The 15,590-nt window shown below is 74.0% G+C and carries 3 protein-coding genes; all 3 read left to right on the top strand.

Annotated features, from left to right (window positions below; translation table 11 throughout):
• Window positions 1–4 precede the first annotated feature (4 nt).
• The 3 genes from ACZ3KJ_RS12185 (at window position 5) to ACZ3KJ_RS12175 (ending at window position 15,582) form a co-directional block, all read left to right on the top strand.
• On the top strand, window positions 5–451 hold the full coding sequence (locus ACZ3KJ_RS12185; protein WP_467526436.1) for a YbaB/EbfC family nucleoid-associated protein: 447 nt from the start codon (window positions 5–7) through the stop codon (window positions 449–451).
• Between the two features lie 127 nt (window positions 452–578).
• Window positions 579–914, top strand: a complete 336-nt coding sequence (locus ACZ3KJ_RS12180) for a hypothetical protein (protein ID WP_467526435.1) — start codon at window positions 579–581, stop codon at window positions 912–914.
• Between the two features lie 16 nt (window positions 915–930).
• Window positions 931–15,582, top strand: coding sequence for a WXG100-like domain-containing protein (locus tag ACZ3KJ_RS12175; protein WP_467526434.1), 14,652 nt, complete (start codon window positions 931–933; stop codon window positions 15,580–15,582).
• Window positions 15,583–15,590: the final 8 nt, after the last annotated feature.

Raw genomic sequence — 15,590 nt, 5'->3', positions numbered from 1 at the left:
GACCATGGAACCCGTCGAGGAGCGCCTCGCCCAGGCCCTCCAGGCCCTGGAGTCGACCAGGGCGGCGGTCGCCGACGCCGAACGCCGCCTGCGCGAGGCGTCCGTCACGGTGACGTCCAAGGACCGCTCGGTGGAGGTCACCGTGGGCGCCCAGGGCGAGCTGCGGGCCCTGCGCTTCCAGGACGGCAAGTACCGGTCGATGGCACCGGCCCAGCTCTCCGCCGTCCTGATGGAGACGATCGGCCAGGCCCGCGCCCGGATGGCCCGCCAGGTGGTCGACACCTACCGGCCGATCTCCGAGAGCGTGCCCCGGATCACCGACATGCCCGGCGCGGAGATCGACTGGGACCGGCTGTTCGGCTCCGCCACCGACGAGGACGGCTCCGCGGCCAGGAAGAAGCAGGGCAGCAGACTGCGCGACGAGATCGTGGAGGACCCGCCCCAGCCGTGAGGCGGCCGGAGGAGAAGGCCGGAGAGAGCCGGAGAAGGCCCCGAGAAGACCGAGAAGACCGAGAAGGCCGGGACACCGGAGCGACCGGGACGGCCGGGACGTTCCGAGGAGACGGAGGAGAACCACCGTGGCGAATGCGTTCGAAGCCAACCCCTATGTGACCCGCAGGGGCGCCCAGCTCCTGGCGGACATCGCCGACCACGCCAACGCCCTGGTCGACGACCTGGAGCACCACAGGACGACGCTCACCGGCTGGGCGGGCACCGACGACGACTACGCCGAGGCGGTCGGCCCGCAGATCAAGCGGAACTACCGGCAGACCCTCACCTCCGGCCAGCAGGTCGTCGAGGCCATCGTCGGCATCGTCGGCAACACCGCGGGCACCGCGCGCCACGTCGAACGGGCGCAGAACGAGGCGTACGACGGCATCGCGGCCGAAGAGGCCCAGTACGGCAGGCACTGAGAGCGGGAATCGGACCATGGGTGATCTGAGGGTCTCGGAGGCGATGAATGCTGTTCTGATCGTGTTGATCGGCACGGGGTTTCCGCAGGCGAGCGAGACGAAGGCGAGGCTCTCCAGTCAGGAGCTGGCCGAGTTCGGGCGGCGGATGCGGAAGCTCGAGGAGGACATCGGGTACTCGGTGGCGCACATCGGCGATTCGCTGCCGGGCGACGCGGGCCGTGAGTACGTGCGGGCGATGTCGGTGCTGACGGGGGCGGACGGGGGGACGAACTACCTGCGGGAGTACGAGCGGAGCCTGCGGAACGTGGCGGCGGGTCATCGTGACCAGTCGTTGAACATCCAGGAGAGCAAGTGGCAGATCGTCGCCGAGCTGATCCGGCTGCTGATCGAGCTGGCGATCCTGGCGGCGACGGCGTGGATCAATCCGGCGGCGGCGGGTCAGGCGGCGGAGGCGAAGGCCCGCTCGACGGCGGTGTTCCTGACGGTGCTGGATCTGTTCCTGCGGCGGACGCATCTGCTGCCGAGTCTGAGCGAGGCGCTGGAGGAGGCGTTCCAGACGCTGGTGGTGCGGCTGGGGCTGATGGCGTTCAACGATCCGGACATGCGGCCGTCGGGGGTGGACTGGCGTGCGGTGTGGCAGAGCGCGGCGTTCGGTGGTGCGGCGGGGTGGCTGTCGGGTCCGTTGCGGGGTCTGGCGGACCGGTTCAACGGGCTGTTCACGCGGAGTGAGACGCGGGGGCTGTTCAAGGACGTGTCCGAGGACGTGCTGGCGAAGTCGGGGCGGGATCTGCCGGCCGCCGGGACGGGGAACACGTCGCGGTCGTTCGGGCAGTGGCTGGCGTCGTCGCCGCGGCGGATCTCGGAAGGCATCGCGGACGGGCTGACGGAGGCGTTGCCGGAGGCGGCGCTGATGGCGTTGTTCTACGGTGCGCCGTTCTCGCCGACGGCGTTCTTGAACACGTTCTGGATGTCGGCGGTGAGTGAGCAGACGACGAGCATGCTGGGCGACGCGGTCAGCGGCGGCGTCGGCACCGTCCGCCAGGCCTACGACGGTTCGGACCTGGAGGCCAAGACCACCGGGACGACGGTCGCGCCGGGAAGCCCGGTCCCCACGTCGTCCCGCGGCACGGGCTCCACGACGACCCGCGGCGCAAGCACCGCCCCGGCCGTGAGCGCCAAGACCCGCGCGAACCTCGGCACGGACGTCAACGCCGTCGACGTACTCGACCGCGTGGGCGCGCCCGGCGTCACCGCTCCCCGCGTCACCGCGCCCACCGGCACCGGCGCGACGGACACCGAGTCGGCGCACGCCCCCCGGACGACCGGCGGCACGGGCACCCGGCCCGTCACGGAACGGGCCGCACCCGGCGAGAACCAGGAGACCGGACGGACGCCGGACACCGACCGGACCGGCACCCCGGCGGAACCGGCCGAGGAGGAGGCCGGCACGCCGGTCACCCCGACGCCGGTCACGACGACTCCCCCCACGACGACCCCGGTCACGACGACTCCCCCCACGACGACTCCGGTCACCACGGCGACGACCACGACACCCGCCGCCCCCGGCACCGCTCCGACGGCAGGGAGCACACCCCCGCCGGACACCCGCGGCACGGCCGCCCCCGCGCACGAGGCGGGCCGGGGCAACGCCGCCACGCCTCCCGGCCGTACCGCCGCGGGACCGGACACCGCCCGCGCCACGACCACCACCTCGGCCCCGGGGACGACCACGACGTCCGGGGACCCCGCCGCCGAGCCCTCCTGGGACGGCCTGCGCGAGGAACTCGCCGGCACCTGGGCGGCGGACATGCCGGGCCCGGACGACATCACCACCGCCCACAACATCGTCCGCACGCACCAGAAGCTCGCGGAGTTCGCGCCCGCCCGGCGGCCCGACTTCGCGACCCTGGACCCCGGCCACCTCGCCGTCTACGCGGTCGCCATGGACCTGCGGGCCCACGGCGACATCGATCAGGCCGAGGCCCTGTCCCGTGAGCTCGCCCAGGGGCGGCCCCGCGCGGAACGCGCCTACCTGCCCGGCGGCAGCGGCCGGGGAACCGCCGGACGGCAGTACGGCGCGTCCGGCAGCGGCAGCGGCAGCGGCAACGCGAGCACGCCCGGCGGTCAGACCCGCCCGGAGCGTACGAAGGGCCCGCGCGGCCCGCGCACCCCGCGGACGTCCGGCGACACCGACGCCAGGACGGTCGTGGAACCCGCCCGGCCCACCGCGACCACGACGACCTCCACACCGCTTCCCTCCGCCGTTCCCACCACCTCGACCTCGACCTCGTCCGGCACGGACCCGGTCCGCCCCGGCGGCGTCCGCGGCCTGCCCGCCGTACCCCTCCCCGCGCGGTCCCGGACCGCCACCGACTCCGCGACGCCCGACACCGCCGACTCCGTCGCCCCCGCAGCCCCCAAGGCTGCCACCACGACCTCCAGCACGTCGTCCGAGACGGCCGCGAGCGCCGGCCGGGGCAGGACGCGGCAGCCCCTCATGGGCGCCCGGCCGCGCCCGACCGCGTCCACCAGCACCTCCCGCAGCCGCCCCGACGCCGCACCCCCGGCCCTCCCGCGGCCCGACCGCTCGCTGCCGGGGCACGCGCCCCGCGAGGTGTTCCGCACGGTCGCCGTGGACGACCGCCCCTTCGAGGTGCTGCGGGTGGAGCCGGACGGCGAGTGCTTCATGACCTCGACGCTCGCCGGTGCCTCCCGGCAGCTGACCGGTTCCCCGCTGAGCGACCTGACCGTACGGCAGTTGCGCGACCGGGTGGGAGACTGGCTCACCGGGAGCGACCCGAGGGCCGTGGCGCGGCGCGCGGAGCTGGACTCCGGGCCCTCGTCCCTGCGGATCCTCGTCAACGACCTCACCCTCAACCAGCTCCAGGACCTCCTCGGGCACCGGGCGCCGCAGCCCACGCCCGAGCAACTCCGCCGCATCGACCAGGACCTGGGCCGCCCGCAGTATGTGAACGAGCTGAAGCGCCGGATCGCCGACCCCGCCGACCGCACGATCGTCGGCGACTTCACCGCGGGCATGGCCGCGGCGCTGCTGCCCGGGTTCACCCCGGACCCCGCCCTGATCCGCGACCAGGACCGCGCGCGTCTCGTGGAGGACCTGAAGCTCGCCTCCCTGCGGGAGGAGGCCGACCGCGTGCTCGCCACGGTCACCCCGCGCAGCCAGGCCCTCTACGCCGAGCTGATCAGCCCGCACGGAGGGCTGACCCGTATGTTCCCCCGCCTCCAGGACATGCACGCGCTCACGCCGAGCGCCGCCGCCGACAGCGCCGTACGGAACGTCGACATGTGGACGACACCGTTCTACGACCAGGTGCCGGCGCTCACCGCGCTGGCGCTCGACCTGAACATCGTCGCCGTACAGCCGGTGGAGGGGCTCGACGACCTCGCCTTCGCCAACCCCCTGAACCCGTCCGCCGCGCACACCCTGCACCTCTTCTACGAGGGCCGCAACCACTACTCGGCGATGAACCCGATCGGCGCGGCCCCGGCGATGATCACCGACCGGGCGTTGACGGCCGACAGCCCGCTGGGCACCCTGCCGCCCGCGGCCCCCTGGTCGACGGCGGCCCACGAGGCCCCTCCCGGACGCCCCGAACTGGTCTCCTTGGCCGCGGTGTTGCGCGGTCACGGCGCCAGCGACCAACTGCTCGCCCGGCTCGACGACCTCTCGCCCGGGACCGCGGGCCTCCTCGCCGCCCTGGCCCCGCCCGCACCGGGCGACGGCAACCCGACGCCGGAACAGCCGTCCGCGCGGGACGGCGACGCTACGGCCCCGGGACAGCCGTCCGCGCGGGACGGCGACGCTACGACGCCGGGACGGCCGTCCGCGTCACGGGGTGACGGTACGACTCCCGGACAGCCGTCCGCCGAGGTCCTCGCGGCCGCCTCGTCCGCCCGCAGACGCCGTGACGAGGCCAGGACCGCGACCGCCGCCCCGCGCCCCGAACCCCTCGTGCTCACCTTCGCCGCCCGTGACACCGCCCTCGGCCCCGACCAGCGGCGGGAGCTGGACGTCCTCATCGAACTGGTCGCGGAACAGGCGCTGACCAACACCATGCTGGGACAGCCGCTGCCCGTGCTGACCGTGGAGGTGCTGTCCCCCAAGCGGTCGCGCTTCACGCTGACCGGCACCGGCACCAAGGACGTGGGGGCGCTCCGCACACGGGCCGCCGTGGAGTACGTCCGCGCCGGGCTCGGTCCGGTCCTGGAAGGCAGACAGCCCGCGTACCGCGCCCACCCCGTCACCGCCGGCGACTTCCGGATCGAGACCCGGGAGCTGGGCCGCGACACGGCACCGGACCCGGCCGGGCGGGCCGGGCGGGCGCCGACCGCGAACACCGTGCGGATCACCGTCGACTTCAGCCCGCCGCTCAACCTGGAGCAGGAGACACTGCGACCGGACGTGCTGAGCACCGAGTGGGGGCAGCACGAGAACGCGGTCAACCCGAGTCGCCACGCGGCCGTGCAGATGGCCGCCGGGATCGTCCGCAAGCACATGCGCCTCGCCGGGTTCCGGGATAACGAGAGCCCCGACTTCGGGGACCTGCCGCTCTCCCACCGCGCCGTGTACGGCGTCGCCGCCGCCATCCTGCGCGACCCCCTGAAGATCGCCGACACCGATGACCTGGCCCGCGCCTTCGCGGACCACCAGCCCGGTCCCGAGTCGCTGGCGCCGCGCACCGAGGCTCCCGCGGGCGAGCGCTCCACCGGCGAGCAGCCCTCCGGGAAGCGCGCGGAGGGCGGTCGGTCCGGCGGTCGGTCCGGCGGGCGGTCCGATCAGGGCCCGACCGGTGAACGCCCCTCCTCCGAGCGCCCGTTCGGCAGTGGCGGACTCCCCGCCCCGCCCCCCGTCACCGGCGGTACGGCCTTCACCACCACCGGCACCGCGCACCTCGCGTCGGCGACCGTCCCGCCCCGCGTCGTCATCCCCGCCGCCGTCCCGGACCTGGGGGGCCTGCGCGGCCTCGCCCTGCCCCTCGTCCACATGACACCCGCCGGCCGCCGCGACGCCCTGCTGTCGATGACCCCCGACGAACGCCGCCGGATCGCCCAGGACCCGCTCGTCGTGGACAAGCTGCGCCGCTCCCTCTCCGAGGACGACTTCGCCGCGACCGCCGCCGTCCTCCTGGTCGAGGTGGCACCCGGCCTCGACCAGCCCGTGTCCGCACGGCAGGAGGCGCACCGGCTGCTCGCCGCCCTGCTGCGGGACCCCGGGACCGCCGCCCGCGTGCTGCTCAGCGGCGCCCGGGTCACCATCCTCCCCAAGGACGTCCCCCTCACCCGGGTGGAGCCGTTCACCGCCCTGGCCGGACGGGCGCTGTCCGGCGGGCGGGTCTGGGACGACGTCCGCGGACGGTCCTCCCTGGACCCCGCCGACAAGCACACCGCGATCAGCGAGGAGAACCTCCTCGGCACCCTCTCCGCCCTGCCGGGCAGCGCGTACGCCGACGGCTATTCGAGCGCCGCCCACGAACTCGTCCACATGATCCACACGCACGGCCTCGACGACGCCCAGCGCGCCCTCATCGAGACCTCCTTCGCCGAGCGGCTCGCCGAGGGACCCGACGCGGCCTGGCCCGACGGCCCGCGCCGCCACGTCAACGGCACCCCCGTCGACAACTACTCCTCCACCGACCCCTACGAGTACTTCGCCCAGCTCAGCAACGCCTACCAGGGCGTCAACACCGGCTTCGACGCCGCCACCGGACAGCCCCGCAACAACGGCCGGCAGTGGGTGCTCGGCAACGAGAAGACCCTGAAGGACCTCCTCGAACGCCTCTACGGCACCACCCCCACGCTCCTGAAGACGGGCCCCGCCAACCCGGTCGAGGCCACCCGGCAGGAGGACGACCTCTACGCGGCCGTCGGCCGTCTCCACCCCGAGCTGACCCCGATGCACCACGCGCCGCCGCCGGCGGACACCAAGGTGGGCGAACTGGCCCGCTGGCACGGCCCGTTGACCGACGCGCAGGAACAGCAGGTGCGGGACCGGGTCACCGTGTTCTCCCGGACCGCGCGGCTGAGCGCCGTCCGGATCGTGCACGACCGGCTGAGCAAGCGCGCCGCCCGGCTGGAGGGCACCCGCTTCCACGCCGAGGCCGCGCGGCTGCGGGACTGGGTGCGGGAGGAGCTGCGCCACGCGTCCGGCGCCGCGCACATCGGGACCGCGCCCAAGACCGTCAACTTCTTCTGGGTCGGCCGCCCGCTGTCCCCCGCCGCCGTCGCCAACATCCTGTCCTGGTCCGAGGCGGCCCGCGACCACGGCTGGACCGTCCAGATGTGGTCGGACACCACCCCGGTCACGATGGCCGGCGAATCCACCGAGAAGCCGCTGAGCACCTGGGACGAGGAGACCGCCGCGGCCTTCCGGTCCGCCGGCATCAGGTTCCGCGCGGTCCGCGACCTGTTCCCGCAGGACCGGCCCACGACCGACGACGACCCCGGCTTCCAGCTCGTCAACCAGCGGCTGCGCAAGCTCCGCACCCTCTACGACACCGCCCGCACCCTTCCCACGGCGTTCCCGGTCGCCTCCGACGCCACCCGGCTGGCCATCCTGCTGTACGAGGGCGGCACCTACGCGGACGTCGACCTCGAACCCGGCACGGTCGACCTGTTCTCCGACGCGCGCAGGATGGGCCGCTCCGACATCCCGCTCATCGGGCCCATGTTCCGCGACCAGCGCAGCTTCCGCGAGCAGCGCGAGGAGTTCGCCCGCGAACTCGGCGTACGCCCGGAGGACTTGAGCACGGTGGACGTCGCGTCGCACGCCATGCGGCACGGACGGTTCGGCAACGCGCTGATGTCGACGGTGCCCGAGTCGTCGTTCTTCCGGCGGGTGATCGACGCGATCGACGACGGCATCCTCGGCTGGAACGCGGAGGAACTCGCGGCGGGCGGCGCCTTCCTGACCGGCCCGCTGACCCTCACCAAGGCCGCCGTCGACCAGACCGCCACCTACGGCCTCGGCGACGTCGACGGCACCGAGCACGGCGCCGCGATGGACCCCTACGAGATCGCACGCTGGGCGCACGTCGGCTACCTCACCGAGGAGAGCGAGAACCAGGTCGACCGCGCGGCCCCGGCGACCGTACCGACGAGCCGACCGGCCGGCCCCCCGGTCCCGGGCCAACTCCCGCCCCCGCCACCGCAGTCGACCACCTCCTCGGACGGGGGCGGCTCCTCCTACGGCGAGCACGCGGCCGGAATTTCCGACGGGTCGGACGACGACGGCTTCGGCGAGGCGGGCGACGGCGCCTTCGGCGAGGCGGGCGACGGCGCCTTCGGGGAGGCGGGCGGCGGCGCCTTCGGTGACACGGGCGGCGGCGCCTTCGGCGAGGCCGGTTCGCCCGGTGAGGAGTCCGAGCCCGACCTCCCGCCGGTCTCACCCGAGACCGCCGCCGCGGCCGTCCGCACCTGGACGGCCGACGGCTCGCTCGTCCGGCTCTCCGCCGAGCACCGGGTCCTGCTCGGCCAGGACACGGCGTTCCAGCAGGCGGCGAGCGCCGGTCTGCCCGTCCACGAGTACGCGCGGTTCGCGGCCCAGCTCATGGTCGACGTGCCGCCGCAGGTGGTCCAGCCGGTCGCGGCCCGCGAGGCGGCCCACGTCGTGGTCGCCCGGATGCTGCGCAACCCCCGTGTGGCGCGCGCCCTGTTGGCGGCGGGACTGCGGGTGCGCGTCCTGGGGAGGGACACCCGGCTCACCGACCTGGAGGAGTTCGAGGACCAGAGGGGCACGGTGACCCCCGACGGCCATGAGATGGACGAGGTCCGCGGTGTCCAGGTGGGCGCCCTCGTCGTCGTCCCCGAGGAGAACCTGATCGGCGGGAGCAGCTTCGGCAAGGAGGTGCCGCACGGGCACTCCACGACCACGCACGAGATGGCGCACGCCATCCACACGCTCGTCCTCGACGACGCCGAGAGCGCCGGGATCGAGGCCGCCTACCGGGCCCGCCGCGACGCCGGGGCCGACACCGCCTGGCCGGACGGCATCCGCCGCGACCTGGTCGACAACGTGCGGGACAACTACGCCTCCAGCAGCGTCCACGAGTACTTCGCCCAGCTCACCAACGCCTACCTCGGCGTCAACCGGGGCATCGACCCGGACACCCAGCGCCCCCGCGAGAACGGCCCGGCCTGGGCGGCCCTGAACGAACCCGAACTGCGCGACCTCCTCCACGACCTCTACGGCCCCGTCGAGGAGGTGGGGATCGGCGCGCCCGTCAACCCCGTCGACCAGGTCCGGGAGGAGACCCGCGGACTGGACGGCGTACGCGCCCTGTTCGGCGGCGCGGCCGACATCGACGACATCGGCGACATCGGTGACGTCGACGACATGGACGGCGTCCTGCGCGCCGTACGCTCCGACGCGGTGGCACCCCCGAGCGCCGACCGGGTGAAGGCCACCGTCGCGCAGGCGGCCCCCGCCGCCCGGGCGGCGATCCTGGACGCCCTCCCGCCCGAGCACCGCCGCTGGCTGGCGCTCGACCAGGACTTCGTGGCCGGTCTCCGGGACCGGCAGACGCCCGAGGAGTTCGCCGACACCGCCGCGCACCTGATGGTGGACCTGCCCGGCACGGACGCCCGGGCCGACGACCTCCGCGACGCGGCCCGGGCGGTCCTCGTCCCGCTGCTCAGGAACCCCGAGGTCGCGGCACGGCTGCTCGCCGAGGGCGTGTCCCTGACGGCGCCGCCGTCCCGCCGGGGCATCACCGCCCTCGCCCCGTTCCGGCACCTCAAGGGGGTCAGGACGACCCGCGGCACGTCCTACGACCGGGTCCGGGAGCTGAGCGCCGCCAGGACCACCGTGCTCAACCCGCGGGCCCTCGAAGCGTGGGCGGACGACGACGCGACGCTGGACCGCGGCGAGGCGGTCGTCGCCGTGGCCCGCACCGTGTTCACCCTCGGCCTGCCGGAGGAGGACATGCGCCTGGTCCGCTCCGCCTTCCGGGCCCGCCGCGCCGCCGGGCCCGACGTTCCCTGGCCGGACGGCATCCGCCGCGACCGCTCCGGCGCCCTCGCCGACCCCTACTCCACCACCGACGAGGCCGCCTACTTCGGCCAGCTGACCTCCGTCTACCTCGGCACCAACACCGGCTTCGACCGCGTCACGGGCCGGGCCAGGAACAACGGGGCGGACTGGGTGGCCCAGCACGAACGCCACCTGCTCCCGCTCCTCCAGCGCCTCTACGGCCCCGCCCCCGCGGACCGCGGGGGCGACACCGACTCCCCGCCGCCCGTCCACGCGGCCCCGATCGCCCACCAGTCCGACGGCGCGGGCACCCGGCACACCCCCGCCCCGGTCACGCCCCAGCAGGCCGCCGACGCCCAGCGCGCGCGGGCCGTGCAGTCGTTGACCAGCCTCGCCGCCCAGGGCCGGGTCACGGAGCTGCGGACGGAGGTCCGCGTCCGTATGGCCACCGACGCCGTGATCGTCGGGCAGCTCAAGGCGACGCTGGAACCCGCCGCGTTCGCCTCGCTCGCCGCCCAGTTGATGGTCGACGTGGCCGAGGGGGAGCCCCGGTCCGCCGAGGCGCGGGCGACGGCGGTCCGGCAGGTCGCGGCGTCGCTGGCCGACCCCGGCACGGCGGCACGCCTGCTCGTCCAGGGCACGCGCGTGACGGTGCGGCTCGGCCGGGCGTCGCGCACCACGCCCACCGGTCCGGCCGTGACCCGGGGCCCGAACGGCCGGCCCGTCGTCGCCCTCACCGAGGACGACCTCTTCGGACCGGCGGGGGAGGACACGCCGGCGCTGTCTCACCCCGCCACCGACTCCACCCCCGCGACGGTCCGCGCGATGGCCCACGCCCTGCACCGGCACGCCCTGGACGAGAAGGCCCGCTCCACCCTCAGCACGGCCTATCTGGCACGGCGGTTCGCGGGAGCGGACGCCCTCTGGCCCGACGGCGTCCGCCGCACCACCCCCACCACCCCCGCCGCCCCCGGGAGCACCCCCGCCCACACGTCCGTCGAGGAGTACTTCGCCCGGCTCAGCGCGGCGTACCTGGGCGTGAACACCGGCACCGACCCCCTCACCGGGCAACCGGCACCGAACGGCGCCGCCTGGATCGCCGAGCACGACCCGCAGGTGCTGACCGTCCTCCAGACCGTCTACGGCCGGACCGCGCCCGGCACGGACACCGAGGCCGTCGCCGAACAGGTCCGCACCGTGCGGGACCTGGCGCGACTGGGCACCCTGTCCTGGCTGAGCCCGGCGCGGCGGCGCCGACTGGCCACCGATCCCGAGCTGGTCGACGCCCTCGCCGCCGCCGTGACATCGGCGGAGGAGTTCGCCGGCATCGCGGCCCAGCTCATCGTGGACGTACCGCCGCAGGTGCAGCGCCCCGTCTCCGCGCGGCACGCCGCCCACGCGCAGATCGCCAGGCTGCTGCGCGACCCGGCGGTCGCGGCGCGCGTCCTCACGAGCGGCGCGCACGTGGTCCTGGTGGCCAGGGGCCTGCCCCTGACGAGCCTGCCGGAGATCGCCCCCTTCCGGGACGCGAGCACCACCCGCGGCGACGCCCTCGACGACATCCGCGGTGCCAACATCGGCACGGTGGTGGCCGTACCGGAGGAGAACCTGCTCGGCGAGAGTCCGGACATACCCGGACTCTTCGCCGCCGCCGAGGGCTACTCGTACACCGTGCACGAGACGGCCCACGCCGTGCACCACCACGGCCTGGACGCCGCCGACAAGGCGCTCGTGCACGCCGCCTACCTCGCCCTGCTCGACAAGGGCAGCGACGGGGTGTGGCCCGACGGCATCCGGCGGGACGAGGCCGGCAACCCCGTCGACAACTACTCCGCGACGAACGAGTACGAGTTCTTCGCCCAGTTGACCAACCTCTACCTGGGCGTGAACACCGGCCGTGACCCGTACACGGGGCGGAGCAGGCGGAACGGCGCCGCATGGGTGGAGGACAACGTGCCCGGCCTGTCACGCCTCCTGGAACGGCTCTACGGCCCCGCCGCCACCGCCGCCTTCCCGGGACCCGTCAACCCGCGCGCCGCGACGGACGCGGAGAACGAGGTCTACGCCGGTTTCCGCGCCCTCTTCGGCGCGCCGGAGCCCGCCCCCGCCGAGACGTTCCCGTCCGTGCCCCCCACCACGACGGGCACAGCGCCGACTCCCGTGATCCACGCGGGCCCCCTGGGCACGAAGACCGACGTCTCCGGCGGAACGGCCTTCACCGCCAAGGACACCGACTCCACCACCGGCAAGGACCTCCCCTCCCTCCCGCCCGCGGACACCGACTCCACCACCGGCAAGGACCTCCCCGCCCTCCCGTCCCCCGGCACCGACAAGGACCTGCCGCCCCGGCCCGACACGGACTCCCCGGCTCCCGCGCACCCGCTCGACCAGCCCCTCACGGTGCACTTCCCGCAGAACTCCCGCACCCCCGCCGACGGCGAACGCCGGGCACTGCGCGAGCTGGCCCGGCGGATCGCGCCGGAGCTGCTGCGCGACCACGCCGCCCGACTCCCCCCGCGCGCCCTGCGGGTGACCGGACGCGGCAACAGCACGGGCCACGCCGGGCTGACCGGACGCGCCCGGGCCAGGAACGTCGCACGGCTCCTGGAGACCTACCTGGCGGCCGAGTTGCGCACCCTCCAGGCGGGCAGCTCCGGGCGCCCGCTGACCACGCGCGACCTCACCCTGGTCTACGGCTACGACGACACCGGCGACCAGCTCCGCATGGATCCGTACCAGCGTCGTACCGCGTCCGTCGCCTTCGGCGCGGAGGCGGGCGACAAGGTCGAGTGGACGCCGCTGCGGGAGCCCGCCGCCGAGGACCGCCACGAGCGGGCCGAGACACCGACCCGCGTGCTGTTCGGCCGGGGCGAGAAGACGGTGTCGGACCGCGCACGACGGGACATCGCGGACCTGGCCGACCGCATCGCCGTACGGGCCCTGCGCGAACGCCGGCCCGGCGGCCGCCCCACCGCGATCACGGTGAAGGGCGCCGCCAACACGACCCGGGAAAGCGGACTGCTGCGGGCCGCCGACACGAGCGCCGCGCTCAAGTCGGCCCTGGAACGCAGACTCCGCGAACTCCAGCCCGCCGCCCAGAACCCGCTCACCCTCGCCGACTTCACCTTCGAGACGGCCTACGACGACACCCCGAGAGCGCTCTACGAGGACCCGCTGACCCACCGCGCGGCGACCATCACCGTGGACTGGCCGCCTCGGGACGAGGAAACCGGCGACGAGGAGACCGGCGACGAGCAGACCGGTGACGAGGAAACCGGTGACGAGGAGACCGGCGACGAGCAGGTCCGTGACGAGGAGACCGCCGCGCTGCGGGAGCGCCTCGCCGAGGAGTGGCCGCTCGACATCGAGCTCTCCCGGCACGTCACCGCCGCCCACAACATCGTCCGCACCCACCAGCAACTGGAGCGCTTCGAACCGGAGACCAAGACCCTGCCCGCCTTCGCCACCATGGACCCGGGGCACCTGGCCGTCTACGCGGTCGCGCTGGACCTGCTGGCCCATGACGACAGGGAGCGGGCCGAGGAACTCTCCCGGCTGCTCGCGCAGGGCCGCCCCCGGGCCGCACGCGGCTACCTGGCCGGCGGAATGTTCAAGAGCAAGGGCGGCACGGGAGACAAGGGGAGCAAGGGGGGCAAGGGCCTCTTCGGCGGTCTGCTCGGCAAGAAGGGCGGTGGCGGCGGTTCCGCCCCGCCGCCGCGCGTCACGTACACGGCGGAGTCGAGCAGTCAGAGACTGGGACGGTCCGAGGCCGAGGCGGCCGAGGAATTCCGGAACGCGCCGGACAAGTTCCTCGAGAAGAACGTGCTGCTCCTCCGCATGCACGAGGGAGTGCAACTGCGCAACCCCACGCGCGGAGTCGATCCGGACGCGTTCGTGCGGTGGATGGCGGACAAGGACCGGCACTGGTTCGTCCTGGCCACGGATCCGAACCGAACCGGCACCAAGGGCGAGCCGGTGTACATCCTGACCCCGGCGGTGGAGATGTACTGGCACGCGTACGGATCGTTCGACTCTGCATTGCAGACGTTGATGCAGGGGCGTACCCCGCCCCGGATGCGTGACGAGAAGGGCTACATCACCTCGCTCTTCATTCCCTACCTGCCCGGTTCCGCCCAGGACACCGACCGGATAGGCCACATCGAGGTACCCACGGCGGGAGCCGTCGCCTCGGGCGGCGCCGACTTCGTCTTCACCCCCGGAATGAACGGCTGCGCCCTGGTGGTGACCGAGAGCGGGGTGCCGGGCAACTTCACCGCCTGGCACTACCAGTCGCCCGGAAGCCTCTCCAACATCCGGCCGGCCCAGCTGTTCCGCAACGAGCACAACGTCCTGGCGTGGTACGGGGACGAGAAGTACATGCCGCCGTTCGAAGACGTCTACGCGGAGGCGACGAACTTCCTGTGGCGGTCCCCGGGCGGAGAATGGCGGATCCTCAGCCAGGAGAACCACACGGCGGCGTCCGGACCGCAGGACTGGGCGAAGATCGAGAAGCTCGGGCAGCAGACGGTCACCACCGCACGCGGATGGCACGAGGTGGCCACGATCTACCAGGGGAGGGCGAACGACCGCCTCGTCCGCGCGCAGCGCGTCCGCCGCGACCACGTCAGCAAGTTCGAGGACAATCCCGACGACGGGTATCTGCTGCGCGCCTTCGACACGATGCTGAAGAACGCCCAGAGAGATGTGACCGCCCTGTCGCGCGTGACCGACCTGCACGGGCTGCAGACCGCCGCCGACGACATGGAGAAACGACTTCGGAAGATCGAGGCCGGTGTCCGGAAGGACCTGGACAGCCATCAGCGTGTGGAAGCGAGCCGCCAGTCGATGTCCGCCAAGGGCAAGACCTCGGACAGACATTCGGGCTCCCGCAACGCGGCCTGGTCGGTCATCGACGAACTGCTGGACGAACGCATGCGCGTGGACCTGGAACGCGAGCATGAGGCTCTGGAGCGCCGCACCATCCCCGACCCCTCCTACGGCACGAGCGTCTACGACGACTACCCCGAGACCCCCATGGCGGCGCCGTTGCAGGTCCTCAGGACCGCCGGGCTCAGCCCCGCCGAGGGTTCCTGGACCGGTCCGCGCAGGGCCCCGAGGTCCGACTTCTCGCCGCCTCCGGCCCCCTTGTCCCCAGGGCCGGGCGGAGAGCCCGCCTACGGTGCGTGGTACGGGAATGCACCGAGCCGGTCGACCGGCGGGACCTTCTACACGAGCGTGCCGGCGACCCCCTTCCCCTCCGTCACCCCCGGCGGAACGACCGCCGGGGTGCCCTATCCGACGGTCGACTACGGTCCTCCGTCCGGGACGGTGTCCTACGCGGTGTACGACCCCTCGCCCGTGGCCCCCTCGGCGTACCAGACCCAGCCCCTGACCACGCCGGTACTCACCGTGCCCCCGCAGGGCTGGGGCGGGGCGGTGCCCGGCGGAGGGCAGTTCGTCCTGGCGCCCGCTCCCGCGCCCGCACTCTCGCGCCGCGGCACCCACGTGTCCGGCGGCACGGTCTACACAGGTCAACCCACCGGGCACCACACCGGCTACCCGTCGAGCCGCCAGCCCCAGCACCGCAGAGGACAGCACACCAGGCACACCACGTGGGCACCGCCCGGCCAACCGCGCTTCGGCACACCGCCCCCGCCGGATCAGGACGAGGACTACTGACCCCGGCG

The sequence above is a fragment of the Streptomyces sp. NPDC003248 genome (genome assembly GCF_055563235.1).
Note: the sequence above shows the minus strand (reverse complement) of the source record. Positions and strands in the feature narration are given on the sequence as shown.

Excerpts from the sequence above, each read along its gene's own strand:
- ACZ3KJ_RS12185 (WP_467526436.1), top strand. The coding sequence starts at position 5 with ATGGAACCCGTCGAGGAGCGCCTCGCCCAGGCCCTCCAGGCCCTGGAG.
- ACZ3KJ_RS12175 (WP_467526434.1), top strand. The coding sequence starts at position 931 with ATGGGTGATCTGAGGGTCTCGGAGGCGATGAATGCTGTTCTGATCGTG.